A 19,723-nucleotide genomic window follows, 5' to 3' on the forward strand; every position below is an offset into this window, starting at 1 on the left:
ATAAGTAATAAGTAATAAGTAATAAGTAATAAGTAATAAGTAATAAGTAATAAGTAATAAGTAATAAGTAATAACTAATAAGTAAGGGGCGAATTAAATGGTATTCAGCCTCTTCATGAATAAATCAAAAAATCCGATTAAATTCGTTTGTTTAATCTTCTAATTTTCAGCACCGGTAAAACTTATTACTGATTACTTTCAACTTATTACTTACGAACAGCTCCCCTGCCTCCCATACTCGCAAGTCCATAACTATTTCGATGTCACTAGATAAAGTTTTCCCGTGAAGTCCGTTAACAATCGAAAAAGAGAAAAATCAAGCCATCTGCGCCTTGGCTTGGTCTTTTTCCCGATCGCCTGTGTGCTGCTGTATTTTCTCCCCCTGGATTCTCTCTTTGACGGCGCGGCGCTCGCCGAATCCTTACACCGCTGGGGTCGTGCCTCCTTTGGCGGGTTTATCCTCGTCTATATTTTGCTCACGGCGATTGGGATTCCCGGAACGGTAATGACCGTTGCTGGGGGAACGGTGTTCGGATTGGTGTGGGGAACTCTGCTTTCGGTTGTGGGTGCGACATTGGGGGCTATGGCGGCATTTTTTATCGCCCGTTATTTTTTGCGTAACTGGGCCGAACGTCACTTTCGGCGACATAAAACCCTGCATCGCTTCGATCGCGCCGTCCGCAAGCATCCCTGGTCTTTCGTCTTTATCGTTCGCTTTGCACCCATTTCCCCCTTTAACCTGGTCAATTTTCTCTTCGGTTTGACTAGCGTTCGCTGGGTTCCCTATTCTATTGCGACATTGGTAGGGATTATTCCCGGAACGCTGGCTTATACCTGGTTGGGAGTGACGGGAGGTGAGGCGATTGCAGGAGGTGATCGCGGGCCGTTTCTGCTGGCATTAGGAGCGATCGCCCTATTGTCGGCACTACCGATGGTCATTTCCGGCAAAAATCGATCGGGCTAATTTCATCGGGCGATCGTCCTGGCATCGAAACCATCCTCAACGCTCTCCCCCACCCATTCGTAGAATAAAGAGTGACGCTACCCCGCGACATCATGCTCGCTCGATCTCCCCACCTCACCCCCGAAGAGTACCTGCAACTCGAAACCCACAGCCTCGGCAAACACGAATACTTCAACGGCGATATCTTCGCCATGGCAGGGGCAACCGATGCCCATGTCACGATTGCCGGTAACCTCTTTGCCGAGTTGCGATCGCATCTGCGGGGTTCCGGCTGCCGGGTTTTCATCTCTGATATGAAAGCTCGCATCGACTCTCGTAACCACTTCTTTTACCCCGATATCCTCGTCACTTGCGACCCCCGCGACCGGGAAACCGACACCTACAAACGCTTCCCCAAACTCATCGTCGAAGTCCTCTCCAAATCCACCGAATCCTTCGATAGAGGCGACAAATTCAACGACTACCAAACCCTCGATAGTCTGGAAGAATACGTCCTGATTAACACCCAACACCGTCGCGTGGAAATCTTCCGCCGCCACACCGACGGTCTCTGGCTGTTCCAAAACTACGACGATAGCGAAACATTTCACCTCAAAAGCATCCACTATACCGGTACGTTTGAAATGCTTTATGAAGATGTAAGTCTAGAAGCGGACGATCGCCCTGAAGAGAACCCCCTTGGAGAGGCCCAATAGCGCGCTCGATCGCATCAAGATTCACGGTCAACGGCTCTCCTGATTCCCCATCCCTTGAAGTTTGTAACCATACGCCTCGCGAACTGCTATAACTGCGGTAAGTCCAACGTTTGAATCGGACTGACACAATGGCTTTCAGATATAGAGGCGGAGCGCTGCGTAGACAAATCCGTGGTTGCTCCGATCGAATCATATTATGATGGCTCTGCGTCAGTCCGATCGATCGAACAAAATCCACGCAAATCGCCCATTCGCTCTTTGTAAAACCACACAACAGATAGGAACGTTTTAGTTATGGTTGCAAGCGAAATCGCCAACGTCATTCTCAAAATTATCCTGTGGATCGTAACGGTGGGGTTGGCAATTCCCACGAGCGTTCTCGTTATTGAATGTGCTGCGGCTTTTTTGAAAGCGCGCGATCGAGATTCTGACTCCGAGACCCCCCGACCGAAAATCGCGGTTTTAATGCCAGCTCATAACGAAGCCGCAGTCATCGAGCAAACCATCACCACCCTCCTCCCGCAACTCGAACCCACCGATCGTGCAATCGTCATTGCGGATAATTGTAGCGATCGAACCGCAGAGATTGCCAGCAATGCAGGAGCAACCGTCCTCGAACGACAGGATAACGAGCGACGGGGTAAAGGATATGCCCTCGACTTCGGTTTGCGCGCTTTAGAGAGCGATCCCCCCGATGTTCTGGTGATGGTGGATGCCGACTGTCAAGTCGAACCCGGCGCGATCGATCGCATTGCCCGACAGGCGGCGGCATTGCAAAAGCCGGTCCAAGCACTATACCTGATGAAACAACCCCCCTCCCCTTCCCCAAAAGATGCGGTGTCGGCTTTGGCCTTTTTGGTGAAAAATTTGGTTCGTCCCCAAGGACTCGAACGTTTGGGACAACCCTGCTTGTTGACGGGTACGGGAATGGCGTTTCCCTGGTCGACGATTCGCATGGTTGACCTGGCTAGCGGTAATATCGTCGAAGATATGCAACTGGGTTTAGATTTGGCTTTAGTCGATCGCGCCCCGGTATTTTGCCCCGAAGCCAAAGTGACGGGCGTTTTCCCCGCCCAAGACGCCGCCGCCGACAGTCAAAGAACCCGCTGGGAACACGGACATTTGCAAACTCTCGTCTCTCAAGTCCCGCGATTAACAAAGGCTGCTGTGGCTCAAAAGCGATCGGATTTGCTGGCTTTAGCCTTAGATTTATGCGTGCCGCCGCTTTCATTACTCGTGGGACTCGAGGTGGTGGCTACGGGAGTGGCGTTCTTGGGGGGAATATTCGGACTTGGATGGCAACCCTTCGCGGTGTTAGCGGTGCAATGTATCTTGATGGCGGTGGCGATCGTTGGCGCTTGGAGCAAATTCGGGCGCACCGAAGTTCCGGCGAAAATGCTCCTCACGGTTCCGATGTACGTTCTGGGGAAAGTGCCGCTCTATTTCAAATTTTTAGTGCGACCCCAAAAAGATTGGGTGAGAACCGAACGGGACACGTTGAAGTAACGCTGAATGGCTCAAGTCACTAGCAGCACTTCGATAAACCGACTCCAAGTCAACGGCTGTCCGCCGGTTGTCTGTTGCATAAAGGTGGTTTCGTCTGTGGTGAGGGCAGTCTCTCCCACACTTGCCATGGCAACGTTCATCTCCTCAATATTAATGATGTCATCACCATTGGCATCGATGGGCAAAAAGTAGGTGACGAACTTCCCATATTGAGCCATCAGGCGTTGGTGTCGGAGCATCAATTCCCCAAATTCCTCAAAATCGATCTCGCCGCTACCATCGGCATCCATACAGGTGAAAAGATAGGCGAGTTCGGCTTCCGAAGACACTCGGCCGGCTGCGGATAGATGGGCGGCCAGTTCTGCGGTGGAGAGGGTACCACTGCGATCGGTATCGATGGCATCGAACAGGTAGCGGAGGTTCCCTTTCATCGACGATGATGCTTTCTCGAACAGGTAAGTGCAACGCTGGCCCTCCATTGCACCTTCAAGTTGTCGTCGAAAGTTGGTGATGATATCCTTTGCGGCCAAGTAGCGCTGCCAGTGTTCTTCCGGGCTGGTGAGGGCATGGAGGGCAACAGGCACCAGGGAGGGGAGAGAACGCTGCAAAACAACGAAGACGGCGATCGTCACCACACAGAACGGCAGGGTAAGGACGGGCAGACCCAGAGGGGCGAACAGGAGACCGAGAGCACCGCCGGCAAGGGCAGATAGGAATGCGGCAAACAAGCCGATGGCAATACTGCGTAGGGTGGGAGCGTAGAACACGCCGCCGATGGCCATCGCACACAGAAGGGCGTTGTAACCCCACAGTCCAGCGTACAAGGTGTCGGGGGCGATCCCGATGACCAACCCCGCCAGAACTCCGAAAAGACAGCCGAGCAAACCCACCCCAGCGCCGATGGGGGTGCATATCGCCACGGCTAAAACGATAAGAAAACCGCAGATGAGTCTGTCGGCAAGGAATACTTGCCCGAAACCGATGGGGAGAGCAGTTGCCAGCCGGACACCATCGAAGACCTCGGCTGAGTCAACAGGGGCGGCGGCAGCCCCCAAATCGAACAGGGACTGAGGAACCCATATCGCTAAACCCAAAAAGACCAGCGTGGCGATATTGAACGGTAGGGTGAGGGGGGGCGATTTGAGGTGGGTAGCCACCCAGGTACCCAGGGTTTTCATCAGCACCGTGGTTAGGGCGGAAAATCCGATCGCGGCGATCGCCCAAGAGAGGTTCCATGCGCCATTCCCCGGTAAGCCGAAAGTGGCCAGTGCCGCCCCCACCAAGATGCCGTTATAGCCGAAGATGCCGTTGCGGATCGTATCGCGATCGAGTTTTAAGGCAATGGCAGTGAGGGTGGAGGCCATCACGCCCAACACTGCCATCACCCCAACCCAGGGAGACTGAAGGAACAGGGCTACCAGGACGATCGCGCCGCTGATGGGGTTGTTGACGAAAATGACCTGCCCGATGCCCCGCAGATTGTAGTTGAGAAAATCGAGTAGGGGTTGACGGGCAAGGCGCTCGTTGAGTTGTTGCATCGTACCCAGTGCGGGCAGACTCCCGAATCGGGGAGGGGACGATCGCCCGTCTGGAGCTAAAATTTCGGAGAGCAGTTCGTGCAGGGGTAAGGGTTCGTGATGGGTAGAGGCAGAAGGATCGTTAACCATGATGGAATTTTCTCAAAGTTGTTGTTTGAATGTTTCCCGAGCCAAACGTTACGAATCGGATTTTTCGAGGCGATTGCCAATGGCATCGATCGTACTTTGGAAAATGCTGAGGGAGTTCTCGGTCATTGTGTTCAAGGTATCGAGTAGCGGGTTAATCTCGCAGATTTCCCAGCAGCACACGCGCGGATCTTTGACGAGGGTTTCGTTGAGCAAACGGGCTTCCTCAAAAAAGAGACCACCGGGTGCTGGGGTTCCCGTTCCCATACAAATGGTGGAATCCATACTGTCTACATCGAAGGTGACGTAAATGAGATCCACCTCGGCGAGCTTCTCCAAACATCGTTGTGCCGCCGCTTGGGCGCCCATTTTCCGCAGTTGCTCCGTGGTGATATTCAGAATGTGGTGGGTTTCGAAGAGGTAATCCTCTGGGGCTTCCGTATCTCGCACGGCGACATAAACGACATCGTCCAGGCTCAAGTTCGGACCGTCCGGTACGCCCAGGGCTTTGCACTGCTCCCAAAGTTGACGGGTTTCCGGCTCTAACTCGTTGATTTGTTGGCTGCGGTTATCCGTTGCCGTCGCCATCGCCACGGGCATCCCGTGCAGATTTCCCGATGGCGTGGTGAAGGGGGAGTGGATGTCGGCATGGGCATCGATCCAGATGACACCGAGTCGTCGTTCGGGGAACGCTTTTTTAATCCCAGCGATCGTTCCGGCGGCGGTGGAATGGTCGCCGCCCAGCACCAGGGGAAACAGCCCTTCCCGCAAGGTGGCCGCCACCAAATCGGTGGTTCGCGCCAGTACTTTATACACGGCATCGATGTATTTGGCGTGCCTGTGTTTCTGGGGTCTGGCGATCGCGTCGTTTTCTGTTTGGACGCGCAGGCTGTCCATGCTGAGAATGCCGTTATCGGCGTGCATCCGAGCCGCTTGTTTCTCCATGGCTGCCGTCTTGAGGGCATCAATTCCGCTAGAAGCCCCTCGGGTTCCCGCCCCTAACTCGGAATCCACTTCCACCAGGACGATGGAGGATACTTCAGCCACTTTGGCGTATTGCATCAGGATTTTTTTGAAGCTACGCAAGGCGGCTAGGGAGATTTTTAACTCCGATCCGCGAGATTGGCTGGCGACGAACTCCTCGAAATCGATTTCGCCGTCACCATCTAAGTCGGCATGGGCGATCCAGGCTTCGATTTCCTCGTTGCTGGTGGTGGTGTTGAAACAGTGCAGGATTTCGGCAAATTCCCCAACGGATAGCTTTCCGCTGCCGTCTGTGTCGATGAGATTGAAGATTTGTCGCAGGTCTGCCGCCAGATCGAGATCTTGGCGAGTTGCCATCCAGTCGATGAAGACGTCTCGGGTGACAATGCCGTCATCGTTGAGACGCTGGAGTAGGGTTGTGCGATCGGTCGGGGAGATGCCAGAACCGAGGACTTCGATCGCCTCGGAGATCTCTTGGCGCGTTAGCGAACCATCACCATTGGCATCAAATAAGTGAAAAATGCGATCGAATTCTGTCAGTTGTTCGGGCGAAACTGAAGTTGTAATCGTCATTTCTTTTCCTACATTGTTGGAATTTTGGATTTAACAAAGTACTAAGTAGGTCGGCACTGAAAAGCTATTTTATGTTGCAATTTGTAAAAAAAAACTCCGACTTCGCCTGGAGAGAGGAGTTGAGGTTATTTACATTTAGTTACATAAGGAAAGATTTTAACGCCCACTTACTTAGCAGAATAAAAAATATTTTTTGTTCATAGATATTAACACAAAAATATAAAATTTCGATCCAGGTGAACTGATTTTTCTTAGCGCGTTAAAATTAAATTTATCTCGATATTTTTCCTAAAAAGTGCCTTCGATCGTAAAATAACGCATCTCTATCGCCATGTCTTTCCAAAATCGGAAAATTGGTTTCCAACATTGACAACTTTTATTTTCTTTCAATCGGTACCTTCAAACTTTTCTTTGGCTTTACCAATTTGCGATCGCCGGTTGCAGTCTCCTCGGTACAATAAAATACGCAAAACCGATCGCCTGCGGGTTTCAAACACGTGTCAGCCAATCCCACCTTTCTCCTCATCGACGGCCATTCCCTGGCTTTTCGCGCCTACTATGCCTTTGCCAAAAGCCGGGAGGGGGGATTGCGAACGTCGACGGGAGTTCCCACCAGCGTCTGTTTCGGCTTTCTCAAGTCTCTCCTCGAAACCATCGAAACCCACAAACCGGGGTACCTTGCCATTGCCTTCGATACGAGTACCCCCACCTTCCGCCACGAAGCCGATGCTAGCTACAAAGCCAATCGCAGCGAAACCCCCGAAGATTTCATCCCCGATATCCAAAACCTGCAAGAACTCCTCAGAACCTTCGATCTGACGGTGTTGACAGCACCGGGGTACGAGGCGGATGATATCCTGGGCACCCTTTCGAGAGTTGCTGCCCAAGCGAACTATTCGGTGAAAATTCTGAGCGGCGATCGCGATTTGTTTCAGTTGGTGGATGGGGAAAAAGGGATTAGCGTTCTCTACACCAGCGGTTCCTATGGCAAACGCAACAATGCCTCTGCACCAGAAGAGTTTACCCCAGCAGAAGTTCTCGCCAAGCTAAAAGTTCCCCCGGAACAGGTGGTAGATTACAAGGCACTGTGCGGGGATGCCTCCGATAATATTCCCGGTGTGAATGGAGTCGGGCCGAAAACGGCGGTGAAATTACTTCAAGAATACGGATCGTTAGATAAGATTTATGCGGCGTTAGATGGGATTAAAGGCGCGAACCAGAAGAAGCTAGTGGCGGGGAAAGAGGCCGCGTATCGATCGCAATTTCTCGCCGAAATCAAGCAAGATATTCCCCTCGAACTCGAACTTGAATCCTGTCAGTTAAAGGGATTTTCAACTCAAAAGGTGGTTCCCGTCCTCAAAAAGTTGGAGTTAAACACCTTCGTTAACAACATCGGCAGATTGCAGGTGCAATTGGGGGGAGAGGCAGTTGAGGAAACAAAAGCCGAAAAAATTGCCCCCGAAGAAGATAACGATACCTGGTTTTTCAGTGCCGAAGATACTGAAACCGCGCAACAGCCGGAAGCCGTTCCCATTGAACCGCAAATTATCGATACTGTTGCTAAACTCGCCGAACTCGTCGAATGCCTGAAAACCCACACCCACCCCGAAACCCCCGTAGCGTGGGATACGGAAACCACGGCATTGGAACCTCGGGATGCCGAGTTGGTGGGAATTGGTTGCTGCTGGGGAACGGGGGAAGCAGACGTGGCGTATATCCCCGTCGGACATAAAACCGGAGAGAATTTGCCGTTAGAAACGGTGTTGGAGGGATTGCGGGAGATTCTCGAAAGTGCGGCGTATCCCAAATCCCTGCAAAATGCAAAATTCGATCGCCTGATTCTGCGTCATCAGGGAATCGAACTGGCGGGGGTGACGTTCGACACGATGCTCGCGAGTTACGTCCTCAACCCAGAAAACACCCATAACCTCAGCGATTTATCCCTGCGTTATTTGGGGATTACCGCTCAAAGCTATCAAGATTTGGTTCCCAAAGGCAAAACCATCGCTGATTTAAAGGTGGCAGCCGTGGCGAACTATTGCGGTATGGATGTATATACGACCTTTGGTTTGGTGGCGAAGTTACGAGAGGAGTTGGCAGCGGTTCCCAAGTTAGAAAAACTGCTACTGGAGGTGGAACAACCCCTGGAATCGGTTCTCGCAGACATGGAAAGTCGGGGGATTTGCATCGATAGGTTATATCTCCAGGAACTTTCAACCCATTTAGCATCGAGTTTGCAGCAAATCGAAGCGCAAGCTTACGAGGCGGCAGGGGAAGAATTTAATCTGGGTTCGCCGAAGCAATTGAGCGAATTACTGTTTGAAAAGCTGGAACTCGATAAGCGCAAAACCCGAAAAACCAAGACGGGATATTCCACGAATGCAGCTGTCTTGGAAAAGTTGCAAGGGGACCATCCGATTATCGATAATATTTTGGAATATCGGACGCTATCAAAGCTGAAATCCACTTATGTCGATGCGCTGCCGGCGTTGGTACGAGACGATACCCAGCGGGTGCATACGGATTTCAACCAAACGGTGACGGCAACGGGACGGCTATCTTCGTCGAATCCGAATTTACAAAATATCCCCATCCGAACGGAATTTTCTCGGCAAATTCGTAAGGCTTTCGTCCCAAAAGAGGGATGGATTTTGGCGGCGGCAGACTATTCCCAAATTGAGTTGCGCATCCTGGCCCATTTATCCCAAGAACCGGTTTTAATTGAAGCCTATCAAAATAATCGCGACGTGCATCGGCTGACGGCGCAGTTATTATTTGAAAAGGAAGATGTCACCCCAGACGAACGACGATTGGGGAAAACGATTAATTTTGGGGTAATCTACGGCATGGGGGCGCAAAGATTTGCCCGAGAAGCGGGATTTAGCGTCACCGAAGGACGAGAATTTATCGAGCGTTACAACGATCGCTACGCCAAAGTGTTTGCATATTTGCAGCAAATGAAACGAGAGGCAATCGCCCTGGGATACGTGGAAACAATTCTCGGTCGCCGTCGCTATTTTGAGTTCGATTCTAGCAGTTTGCGCAAGCTCAAAGGCTCCGATCTATCCCAAATTAATTTGGATAAACTTAAAAGTATCGGACAATTTGACGCTCAATCTTTACGAGCTGCAGCTAATGCCCCAATTCAGGGTTCGAGTGCTGATATTATCAAAATTGCGATGGTCAAGCTACAGGAAGTCTTGCAAGACTATCAAGGGCAATTACTCTTACAGGTTCACGATGAATTAGTGCTAGAAATACCGCCAGAAGAATGGGAGGAATTGCAGCCAATCGTTAAGTCTACCATGGAAGAGGCGATCGATTTGAGCGTCCCATTGGTCGTAGATGTGGGAACGGGAAGCAACTGGATGGACGCGAAATAGTTCCTTTCGATCGTCCACAAAAGCGTCAAGACTCTTAAGTTAAGATTATGCAAAATCAATCAGTTTTAGTTGACATAATTACATGGCATAGAGTCTAATTTTGTATAGCAGGTGTTTTAATAGATAAACATCTTTTCAGTCGATTTTCAATCGAAGTTAAGAAGAGATTAAAGTACCTCGATCGATCCCTAGCAAAGTAAAAAAAAGATGAAATTGTTCCTCTCCAGTAAATATCAGCATTTAGAGTCTAGATGGGAAAACTACTGGCTGTGGTATTTAGAGGGCAAGCAAATGGATGAAGACGCCTATTACGAGGCGGCAGTTGCCTGTTACGACAAAGCAATTACCTTACGACCGAAAGACTATTGGGCGTGGTATCAACGAGGTCACGTCCTGGCAGAATTAGGAGATTTTGACGGGGCACTCGATAGTTTTGAGATCGCCCGAGAAATGCGTCCGACGGATTATTGGGCGTGGTACTCTCAGGGGTATTTACTGCTCGAAGAATTCGATCGATTTGAAGATGCAATTGAGTGTTTCGATCGAGCATTAGAAGCAAAACCCGGAGATTATTGGTCGTGGTATCGTCGGGGAGATGCCCTGCGCCACCTCAAACGATACACAGAGGCGATCGAAAATTACGATCGGGCATTGGTAACCAAACCGAGAGATTTTTGGGCCGCCTATCGTCGGGGGGATGCCCTGCGTCATCTCAAACGCTATACAGAGGCAATTGCCAGTTACGATCGAGCCTTAGATGCCACACCCAATGATTTTTGGGCATACTACAAAAAAGGCGAATGCTATCGATATTTAGAGCGCTACCGAGCTGCGATCGATTGCTATTCCCAAGCCATCAAAATTCATCCCGACGATAGCGTCGCCTGGTACAATCGCGCCTGTTGCAATGCCTTAATTGGAGAAGGAAGTCGGGCGATCGAAAACTTAATCGAAGCCATCGAACGGCAACCCGATTTCTATCGAGAATTGGCCGCCACCGATGGAGATTTTGATGGAATTCGCCATCGCCGACAATTTCAGCGGTTAGTGGAGCGGTAGACTGCTGAATAAATGCGTTAAATTTTCTTCAGTTATCCAAACGTCTAAATCGCCGACGATTGACTCACCTTCAACTGTGCATTTTTACCGAAGGTGAATGGTCCTTCAGATTTCTCTTCTGCGAAACTGACGTTAATTGTTAATTCTCCTCCCCAACGCGCCCCAACAAGTTGCGCAGTCGATCCTCCAACTCATTTTCCTCCCATCGATCGTCTAACGAGCGCGCTAACTGAAGAGCTTCTTGGTAATACCAGATGGCATCCTGGGGCAAATTTGCCGCATCGTAGAGCTGGGCTGTCAGCGTCAGGGAAGCGAGTTCTTGACGCTCGTCTTCTAGAGCTTGAGAGAGTTCGAGGCGCTCTTCGAGAAGTTCCAGCGCTCGGAAATAGCGCCCCACTTGCGTGTGAGCAACCGCTAGACCATCAATCGCCCGAAATAGGTTGGCATTATCGCTGCTGGCTCGAGCCAGTTGCAGGGCTTCCCCATAAACGCCAATACTGCGATCGTAGTCTTCTAAAAGCCAATAGGCGGCTCCGAGGTTATTCAGGGTGGTGGCTTGTTCGAGGGGGTCTCCTGCTTGATAGTGCCAGCGTAAAGCCTCCTCGTAACGCTCGGCTGCCTCCATCAAATTCCCTTGACCCATGGCAACCAACCCCAGATGGTTGAGAGAGATGCCCCGTCCCAAGGGGCTACCGAGTCCCTCGGAGATGCTTAAAGCCTCCTCAAATTGGACGGCAGCTCGATCGATGAGTCCCCGTGCCAGCAAGGCAGAGCCGAAATCGTTGAGGGCGTATGCCAAGCCGAGTTCGTCGTTGAGGGCGCGCGCGACGGAAAGTTGATTTTCTCGGGCGGTTAGGGCTTGATTGAGACGACCGGCTTGCAAATAGACCTCACCGAGATCGCGATAAATTTGTCCCATCGCCGGCAACTCGCCCAAGCGTTCGTAAAGCTCTAGGGATTGCAACCAAAATTCGATCGCCTCGTTGAGTTCTCCCTCGCGCTGTTTCTGGTCTCCGAGCAAGCGCAACCGCAAGGCTTCATCTAAGTTAATTCGCTCGCGGCTGGGGAAAGGTGGCTGGCTCTGAGCGATGGCAATATTCGGGACGAGGGTGGGGAGTGCGGCGATGCCTAGGGTCAAACTCCAAGCAACAGATGCGATCGAGCAACGGTATCGTCTCATGAATTCGTTATCGGTAGCGAGCGATCGGGATCTAAGGGCGCGTCCTCACGGTCGGGACGGGCGGGATACTCCTCGAGGTAGATGGTGCGGATATCTTCGGGCAAAGCTGCTTCGAGGGCTTCGTAGGCGTAAGGCAACTCTTTGCCGACTTGAACTGGAGAAATATCATCCCCTTCCGCTTGCAGGTAGGCAGAGATGCGCGATTCGCTCCAGTGAAAGGTTTGCGCCATGAGAACGATCGCCCGTTGCAAGGGATCGAGCATGTCTAAAGCCTGTTGCAAATAAGTCCAGAACGGCGGGGGAGCCGCGTCGATGGAATAGCGAATCGATTCTACCGGGGGCAGTTCTGCCTGATTGATGCACAGTGCGGTAACGTTGATGAGCCAGTTTTGCAGAGTCAGATGCTCTTTATCGGCGGCTTCTTCATTAGCGCTGGCACTTTTGCGCCAATCGAGAGATTTCAGTTCGTAAAAGATATGTCGCCAAATCAGGGCAAAGAGGTAATCTGCTTGCACCGGAGATTTGGCAGAATGTCGAATCAGGGTATAGACAATTTGAGAGTAGCGGCAAAAAATCGCCGTGAAGTATTTTCCCTCTTCTGGGTGGCGCTGGTACAGCGTCAGCAACTCTTGGTCGCTGTAGTGGAACAGGGCTTTGACGATCGGGTGGTTGGATTCCGGGAAGCTGGGGATTTGCATAGTTGCTATGCGTTGCGGAAAGTATTAACTAGGATATATCCAGATCGACATTCTGGCTCGAAAGCAGGTCGATCGAGAGTAAATAACCCAGTTTTTGGGTCGGTTTCGGGTCGCTCTCCACGCTCCAAACTTTTTAGATAGGAGGACTGCGAGCGGTCAATCACGACGAACGCACGCACCCATAAAAGAAGGGTTGGCGATCGAATTGTACCTCGCAGTACGCAATTGGCGATCCGCCCCGAGTTAACCTGCTGCGCCCTCGAGCCAAAAACCAGAATCGATCTTCTTGTAGCTTTTCAAGAGACCTGGCGCGTTGATGCGTAGTGCCAAGCCTGCAGAAGATGAAAAGACAACGAGATTTTTGGGGAAAATTTTTCGATCGCCAACAGTTTCAGGGGTCTAACCCAGCAGTTGAAAGTGTTCCTAGCGATGAGTTACACGCTTCCAACATCGGCAAAACCTTGAGCCACTAGGAACTGCGTCTCTCGAAAATCGGACTTAGATCTCATGATTTGGGTGCAAAAGTTGCTACAATAAACCCAAATAAATCTTTATAAAAATTAAAAAACCTCAATAGGTTTGCTATCTGTGGAGCAAAGCATAAAGCGATCGGCTGCTCCCCATTTTGCTAACCTCAATTTTGAGTCGAAGCAATTTCGTATCGGCCTTGTCTGCGAGACAAGGTACGATATTCTCTTAAACTTTTTGGGTTTGAAATTATCGAACCCGAATCGACCGATCTCTTGATTGACAACACTACATCCTAACAGTAACTTCATGAATCCGATCCCTGGCCTTATAGTTTCAACTTGCAAATTTGCCATTGACATGCCTGAATGGCTGCAAGCTTGTTTTCGTACCAATCTGACACATTCACCGCCGATCGATCTCGATCTATCCGCGGCCGAAGCCGCACTCATCTGTCGGGCCTTTGATTTTGCCTACGAACTGCACGAGGGTCAGTGTCGGGCTTCGGGAGAACCCTATATCAACCACCCCGTTGCCGTCGCCGGACTGTTGCGAGACTTAGGCGGTAGCGGCGCGATGGTAGCAGCCGGTTTTCTCCACGATGTGGTTGAAGATACAGACGTCACCCTCGAAGAAATAGAAGATCGCTTTGGGGAAGAAGTCCGTCAGCTCGTCGAAGGCGTAACCAAACTCTCGAAATTCAATTTTTCCAGCAAAACCGAACGTCAAGCAGAAAACTTCCGGCGGATGTTCTTGGCGATGGCCAAAGATATTCGAGTCATCGTCGTCAAGTTGGCCGATCGCCTGCACAATATGCGGACGCTAGAGCATTTACCCCCCGTCAAGCAGCGACGCATCGCCCAGGAAACCCTCGATATCTTCGCCCCCCTCGCCAATCGCTTGGGTATCGGACGAGTCAAGTGGGAATTAGAAGATTTATCGTTTAAATACCTCGAACCCGAGGCTTACCGACACATTCAGTCTCTCGTCTGTGAGAAGCGCATCGATCGCGAAGCCCGATTGACGCAAGTGACAGAATTATTGCGCGATCGCCTCAACCAAGGGAACATCCGTTGTTTCGATCTGAGCGCCCGTCCCAAGCATCTCTACGGGATTTACCAGAAGATGCAGCGACAGCAAAAAGAATTTCACCAAGTTTACGATATTGCCGCCATGCGGATTATCGTTTACAGCAACGATGAATGCTATCGCTCTTTGGCGATCGTCCACGATGCCTTTCGACCGATCCCCGGTCGGTTCAAAGACTATATCGGCTTGCCCAAACCCAACCGCTACCAATCCTTGCATACCGGCGTCATCGGTCAAACCGGTCGTCCGATGGAAGTGCAAATTCGCACCCTGGAGATGCACCACATCGCCGAGTACGGGATCGCCGCCCACTGGAAGTATAAAGAAAGCGGTTCCTCGAACCACACCCAACTCACCCCAGCCGATGAGAAGTTTACCTGGCTGCGGCAACTGCTCGATTGGCAAAGCGATCTCAAAGACGCCCAAGAATATCTCGACAGCGTCAAAAATAATTTGTTTGAAGAGGACGTATACGTCTTCACCCCCAATGGCGACGTGATTCCCTTAGCTCAAGGTTCCACCCCCATCGATTTTGCCTATCACATTCATACCGAGGTGGGAAACCACTGTGCTGGGGCCAAGATCGACGGACGGATGGTGACTCTGGATACGGAGTTGCAAAATGGCGATATCGTCGAGATTCTCACCCAGAAAAACAGCCATCCGAGTTTGGATTGGTTGAACTTTGCTGCCACCAGTAGCGCCCGCAACCGCATCCGCCAATGGTACCGGCGATCGCACCGAGATGAAAACGTGGCGCGGGGTCGGGAAATGCTCGAAAAGGAATTGGGGAAAAACGGCTTCGAGGCGCTGCTCAAATCCGAACCCATGCAAGCTGTTGCCGAACGGTGCAACTATCACAGCGTCGAAGACTTACTTGCAGCCATGGGTTACGGAGAAGTGACTCTCAATCAGGTGGTGAACCGGTTGCGCGATGCCATTAAAACCCGACAGCCGATCGAAAAAGCCCCCGAAGAACCGATCGTTCAACCCCTCCGAGAAAAATCCACTCTCCCGGAACGTCAATCCCCGATCGCCGGAATTGAAGGGTTGCTCTATCATATTGCCGGGTGTTGCAATCCCGTTCCCGGCGAGCCGATTATTGGAGTCGTCACTCGCAGCAGTCGGGGGATTTCCATCCATCGCCACGGCTGCACCAACGTGGAAAATGTCGAAGGAGATCGCTTAGTTCCGGTGAGTTGGAACGCCAATAGCACCAACGGTCGTCCGCCCACCTATCCCATCGACATTCAAATCGAAGCCATCGATCGCGTCGGAGTCCTCAACGATATCCTCTCCCGGCTCAAGGACAATCATATTAACGTTCACAGCGCTCGGGTGAAAACCACGACGGGCAAACCCGCCATCATCGATTTGGGCATCGGCATCCGGGATTTGGGTCAACTCGAACATACTTTTACCCAAATTCGTCAGATGAGCGATGTGCTGAATATGCGCCGCGTGAGTCGAGCTTGATGGAGTGAGGCGGGGAGGGGGAGATGGGGAGACGCGGAGACGCGGAGACGTGGAGACGTGGAGATGGGGAGACGCGGAGATGGGGAGACGCGGAGATGGGGAGACGCGGAGATGGGGAGACGCGGAGATGGGGAGACGCGGAGATGGGGAGACAAGGGAGAATTTAGCCTCCTCTGCCTCCTCTACCCCCGAAGCCCCCGAAGCCCCCGACGCTCCCGAAGCCCCCGAAGCTCCCAAAGCCCCCGAAGCCCCCGAAGCTCACTCACACCGGCGACCGAGAACGAAGCGATCGTCTTCGAGTTGAAAAATCCCCTGGGCTTCCACGAGGGGTACGACCGTTTCTCCCCCTGGGACTCGCTCCTGGGGGGAGTTGGTTGTTTCGGGGGAGGTTTCGGGGATGGTATAGGTTTCAAACATGGAATTAGCCGCGCTTTCGGGACTGGTGGGCAAGCCTCCAGACCCGAGAATGACGAAACGACCCTGTTGGCGGTGGCTGGGCACCAAGCAGCTCAGAGCGATGGGTGCGATCGAATCTAGGGCATCGTCGGAAACAGCCACGATCCCCCGTGCGGGATCGACATGGGGGGTTTGAATGTCGATGGTACCGCTAAATTCAAGTCCCCGTTCTGAGGTGGCCGTAATATTGCTATCGGGAGTGGCAAAAATTCCATCGGCAAAGATCGTCACTCGACCCCCTCGGCTGTTGCGAGCATTGGCACTGATATCGCTATTTTCCAGGGCGACCAGGGTTTGGGTTTCGATGGTGATATTACCACCGGTAGCGATCCCGGTGGAATTGGTGCTAATTTGACTGTTGTGGCGCAATTGCAGTCGATCGCTCCTCAATTCGATATTCCCCAACCCCCCTTGGCTGTCCGCACGCAGGTCGGCATCGCCATCGAGTACGATGGTTCTGGCTTCGATCTCTAAATTCCCCGCACTGCCCGCATTGCCCGCATTGCGACTTTCCACGGTGGCTCGCGCTCCATCTCGCACCACTAACTCGGGAGTCACCACCGATAAATTTCCCGCTTGACCGGAACCTTCAGAAACGGCAAACAAACCGCTGGGGATGCGCTCTTGGGATTCGTCGCGAAAAAACGTTCGCTGGGCAAAGTCTCGGACCGGGATCGAACCGGAGAGTTCCACTCCTTCGGCGGCATGAATGTCGAGATTCCCCCCCTGTCCCCCACCCAAGGTCCCGACGCTAATTTGACCCCCATCGCGCACCACCAACCGTCCCGTTTCCAGGGTGAGGGTTCCCCCCGTGCCGCCAACATCACTGAGGGCTGCGGGTCCGGTAAATAGGCTGGTGAAGATATTCGAGGGCAGACCCTCATCGCTATTGCCCGCCACTTCCACGGATTCCGTCGCCCAAATGGTGAGATGACCGGCATTTCCGCTCCCATCGGTTCCCGATCCGATGCCTCCCCCGTCCCTCACCCGCAAGCGAGCCGTTTCCAGGGTTAAATTGCCCCCATTTCCCGTCGAACCTTGCTCGGCCGTTGCAGCTAAGGCACTGGCTAGGGAAAAGCCGAAGGAGACTCCGGTTCCGGTGACATCCACGGATTCAGTCGAGTGAATGGTGAGATTTCCGGCATTTCCCACACCTTCGGTGAGGGTAAGAATTTGCGCGCCCTCGGCGACGACTAATCGATCGGCTTCTACGGTCAAATCTCCACCATTGCCGCGAGAACCTCTTTGAGCGATCGTTGCCACAAAACTGCGGTTCATATCGATGGTTCTTCCTTCCAGGGCGATCGAACCCGCATCCCCCGTCCCAAAGGTATCGGCCGCGATCGTTCCATCATCGCTCAAGTGCAGCATCTCGGTCATCACGCTGATATTGCCCCCCGCACCGCTCGCTTCCGGTGCGACGGCGGCAAAAATACTGCTGAAGAAGGAGCCATCCTCTGCCAAACCGGTCACGTCCACCGATTCTGAGGTGAGAATGCGAACCCCCCCACCGGGACGCTCCCCTAAGGTATCGGCAAGGATAGAGGAACCTGCGGTTATCGATAAGTTCCGAGCGCGCACCCCCACGAATCCCCCGCCTTCCCCGCTCGTATCCACTGAGGCGGCTGCGGAGAGGTCGATGTCGGCAAAGGTGGCAACCCCCTGGTAATCGAAAGTCCAAGCATTACCCGTTGGGACAGAAGTGGGGGTGAAAGCGATCGTCCCGTCTTCAATACTGCCCAGTTCGATGTGCCCCCCAGCAGCGGTGAGGTTGCCACCGATGAGGGTAATCTCACCTCCCACCACGGCCAGGGTTTGTCCGTCTGGGACCTGCAAACCCGCCGGTCGCGCGTCGCGGATGGTGGCAATGGTATTGGGATCGAATCGGAGGTGATGTCCCGGTCCGGTGACGAGGATCGGGCCAGAGTCGCGGTTGAGTTGCAAGCCAATGGGTACGCTCACCGTCAGCAGGGGTTTGGGGTCTCGGACGCTGTAAACGTAACCGTCTTCAAAGAGCAGACTCTGGGCGCTACTGGCAAAAAACGAGCCGCCAATATCTAAGGTGGCGTTGGGACCGAAGATCGTGCCGTTGGGATTGAGTAAAAAGAGGTTGGCACTGCCATTGGCAGCAATGGTGCCGTCAATGTAAGACAATCGATCGCCCGTGACCCGAGCGATAATGTTCTCGATCGACAGGGTCCGCTCGAAGTAAGCCGTTTCTGGGGTGAGAACGTTAAATTCCTCGAAGCTGTGGAAGAGATTGGCTCCGGCTGGAGTTCCGCCGGTAATCCGCAGCACGGCATCTTCTCGGGTCACAATCGAAGGTTCGACGAGGGTATTGTCGGGAAGGATTTGAGTGGTGCCGCGATCGGGTCTCGAAAGCGTTAATCCCGTCAAAATCAATGAGAGAACGAGGGTTCCCCCCCAACGATCGCTCTGCCAATATGTCCACATCTCGATGCTCGTTAGAGTGGTTTCATTGCGGAATGAGTGGATAAAACGTTTTCAAAACGCTTCTCTTGAATGTCGCTCCTGCATTCATTTCTCTACAAAGCTTTGAAAACCAGAAATTAGAGAATATTAAGTTAAATTTAATATTCGTTTTCAAAAAAATATCTTAAAAATACACTTTAATCTTAAAGTATTTCTCTAAGTTAGCGAGCATTCTATTTTTCTAATTTCTTTAGAATAAAATGAACCTAAACCCGAGAATTACTGTGTTTAGAAGTTTGAGAATGGAGTGCCACCTCATTTCTCATCCTAACGGCTGAAACTTTTTATTTTTCACTCTTAACAAAATTAGTACTACGCAAGTATAAAATACTAATAAAATACTGCTGATATACTAATTTTATTTTTTTGATGAGTTCTCAACATCTTACCTCGATAACGATTGAGAGATCTTTCCAAATCTGGAAATTATTTTTCCGATATCGGAAAGACAAAATTCAGTCTATCGTCTAGGATACTAACCAGGAATAACGATTAAAAATTTAAGTCAGCGGCAAACTGGTCAAAGTTGAGCTAAAATTTGACGCTCGGTTTCTATCTTTTGAAGCCCGTTCGTTTTGAACTAAATTTTGGCTTTGGATTTGTGCGAGGGTGTATTTTATGTAGGATGGTTTCGAGTCAAGAGACTCGAATACTAGCACCGCCGACGATCGGGCTTTAACGAACGTTCGGTGAAAAATTGCGATCGCGCTCGATGGAATCCGACTCTCAACATCCCTTTTGTTTCTCAAGTGCTATTAATGCTAAAATTCACCCCAACAACTTTATACAAAGCGACTGACGATCTCGTCGTACTGGGTACTCGCACAACAAGTAAAAGGAACGGGAGGAAAAGTCTCCGATCGGCTGCGTGCTTGCAGCCATAGCCAAATATAGAGCTCAAGCTTGCAACCCAAGATATAGCAGAATTTAGGTTGTCTAAATCTGTAACGAGATAGTTCGCGCGCTGCTATAACTTAATTCCCAAATACTCGGTAACAACGAGTCATCCACCAGAGCACCCAACTCTTCGTAACC

13 protein-coding genes are annotated in these 19,723 nt (G+C 51.6%); 8 read left to right on the forward strand and 5 right to left on the reverse strand.

Translation table 11 applies throughout. The features are described 5' to 3' along the window. Window positions 1-283: 283 nt before the first annotated feature. The 3 genes from AC2215_RS20850 to AC2215_RS20860 all read left to right on the forward strand — a co-directional run bounded on the left by AC2215_RS20850 (window position 284) and on the right by AC2215_RS20860 (window position 3,165). Entirely contained in the window at window positions 284-964 is a 681-nt protein-coding gene (locus AC2215_RS20850; protein ID WP_486811935.1) for a TVP38/TMEM64 family protein, read from the forward strand. Window positions 965-1,056: 92 nt separating this feature from the next. Next, a complete protein-coding gene (locus tag AC2215_RS20855; protein WP_486811936.1) occupies window positions 1,057-1,659 on the forward strand; it encodes a Uma2 family endonuclease in 603 nt (200 codons plus the stop codon). A 294-nt stretch (window positions 1,660-1,953) separates the two neighbouring features. Continuing rightward, window positions 1,954-3,165: a glycosyltransferase family 2 protein gene (locus AC2215_RS20860; RefSeq protein WP_486811937.1), complete on the forward strand. Its 1,212-nt coding sequence runs from the start codon at window positions 1,954-1,956 to the stop codon at window positions 3,163-3,165. 11 nt (window positions 3,166-3,176) lie between these two features. On the opposite strand, the gene AC2215_RS20865 is transcribed toward AC2215_RS20860, so the two are convergent. Together AC2215_RS20865 and AC2215_RS20870 are read right to left on the reverse strand one after the other, a co-directional pair. Next, a complete protein-coding gene (locus tag AC2215_RS20865; RefSeq protein WP_486811938.1) occupies window positions 3,177-4,832 on the reverse strand; it encodes an urea transporter in 1,656 nt (551 codons plus the stop codon). Between the two features lie 48 nt (window positions 4,833-4,880). Continuing rightward, window positions 4,881-6,386, reverse strand: coding sequence for an arginase family protein (locus tag AC2215_RS20870; protein WP_486811939.1), 1,506 nt, complete (start codon window positions 6,384-6,386; stop codon window positions 4,881-4,883). A 497-nt stretch (window positions 6,387-6,883) separates the two neighbouring features. Here AC2215_RS20870 and polA point away from each other — a divergent pair, with 497 nt between their 5' ends. Both polA and AC2215_RS20880 read left to right on the forward strand, forming a co-directional pair. Further along, complete coding sequence (polA, locus tag AC2215_RS20875; protein ID WP_486811940.1) at window positions 6,884-9,769, forward strand: DNA polymerase I; 2,886 nt, start codon at window positions 6,884-6,886, stop codon at window positions 9,767-9,769. 207 nt (window positions 9,770-9,976) lie between these two features. Then, a complete protein-coding gene (locus AC2215_RS20880) occupies window positions 9,977-10,828 on the forward strand; it encodes a tetratricopeptide repeat protein (RefSeq protein ID WP_486811941.1) in 852 nt (283 codons plus the stop codon). 139 nt (window positions 10,829-10,967) lie between these two features. Here the strand turns inward: AC2215_RS20880 and AC2215_RS20885 are convergent, their stop codons facing one another. Next, window positions 10,968-12,008, reverse strand: a complete 1,041-nt coding sequence (locus AC2215_RS20885) for a tetratricopeptide repeat protein (RefSeq protein ID WP_486811942.1) — start codon at window positions 12,006-12,008, stop codon at window positions 10,968-10,970. Continuing rightward, window positions 12,005-12,706, reverse strand: coding sequence for an RNA polymerase sigma factor (locus AC2215_RS20890; RefSeq protein WP_486811943.1), 702 nt, complete (start codon window positions 12,704-12,706; stop codon window positions 12,005-12,007). The genes AC2215_RS20885 and AC2215_RS20890 overlap by 4 nt, the downstream gene beginning before the upstream one ends. A 341-nt stretch (window positions 12,707-13,047) precedes the next feature. Between AC2215_RS20890 and AC2215_RS20895 the strand changes: the two genes are divergently transcribed. From AC2215_RS20895 to AC2215_RS20905, 3 genes are all read left to right on the forward strand, one after another. Next, complete coding sequence (locus tag AC2215_RS20895) at window positions 13,048-13,179, forward strand: hypothetical protein (protein WP_486811944.1); 132 nt, start codon at window positions 13,048-13,050, stop codon at window positions 13,177-13,179. A 355-nt stretch (window positions 13,180-13,534) separates the two neighbouring features. Next, a complete protein-coding gene (locus AC2215_RS20900) occupies window positions 13,535-15,739 on the forward strand; it encodes a RelA/SpoT family protein (protein ID WP_486811945.1) in 2,205 nt (734 codons plus the stop codon). Between the two features lie 127 nt (window positions 15,740-15,866). After that, entirely contained in the window at window positions 15,867-16,043 is a 177-nt protein-coding gene (locus tag AC2215_RS20905; RefSeq protein ID WP_486811946.1) for a hypothetical protein, read from the forward strand. Here the strand turns inward: AC2215_RS20905 and AC2215_RS20910 are convergent. Further along, the gene (locus AC2215_RS20910) at window positions 15,998-18,649 is read right to left on the reverse strand and encodes a two-partner secretion domain-containing protein (protein WP_486811947.1); all 2,652 of its coding nucleotides are present in this window, start codon (window positions 18,647-18,649) and stop codon (window positions 15,998-16,000) included. The two genes, AC2215_RS20905 and AC2215_RS20910, sit on opposite strands and share 46 nt — an antisense overlap. Window positions 18,650-19,723: the final 1,074 nt, after the last annotated feature.

Source organism: Zarconia sp. (genome assembly GCF_057467645.1).

Bases quoted from the DNA above. Each gene is read 5' to 3' on its own strand.
- AC2215_RS20855 (WP_486811936.1), top strand. From the start codon at position 1,057: ATGCTCGCTCGATCTCCCCACCTCACCCCCGAAGAGTACCTGCAACTC.
- AC2215_RS20860 (WP_486811937.1), top strand. From the start codon at position 1,954: ATGGTTGCAAGCGAAATCGCCAACGTCATTCTCAAAATTATCCTGTGG.
- AC2215_RS20865 (WP_486811938.1), bottom strand. From the start codon at position 4,832: ATGGTTAACGATCCTTCTGCCTCTACCCATCACGAACCCTTACCCCTG.
- AC2215_RS20870 (WP_486811939.1), bottom strand. From the start codon at position 6,386: ATGACGATTACAACTTCAGTTTCGCCCGAACAACTGACAGAATTCGAT.
- AC2215_RS20880 (WP_486811941.1), top strand. From the start codon at position 9,977: ATGAAATTGTTCCTCTCCAGTAAATATCAGCATTTAGAGTCTAGATGG.
- AC2215_RS20885 (WP_486811942.1), bottom strand. From the start codon at position 12,008: ATGAGACGATACCGTTGCTCGATCGCATCTGTTGCTTGGAGTTTGACC.
- AC2215_RS20890 (WP_486811943.1), bottom strand. From the start codon at position 12,706: ATGCAAATCCCCAGCTTCCCGGAATCCAACCACCCGATCGTCAAAGCC.
- AC2215_RS20895 (WP_486811944.1), top strand. From the start codon at position 13,048: ATGAAAAGACAACGAGATTTTTGGGGAAAATTTTTCGATCGCCAACAG.
- AC2215_RS20900 (WP_486811945.1), top strand. From the start codon at position 13,535: ATGCCTGAATGGCTGCAAGCTTGTTTTCGTACCAATCTGACACATTCA.
- AC2215_RS20905 (WP_486811946.1), top strand. From the start codon at position 15,867: ATGGGGAGACGCGGAGATGGGGAGACAAGGGAGAATTTAGCCTCCTCT.
- AC2215_RS20910 (WP_486811947.1), bottom strand. From the start codon at position 18,649: ATGTGGACATATTGGCAGAGCGATCGTTGGGGGGGAACCCTCGTTCTC.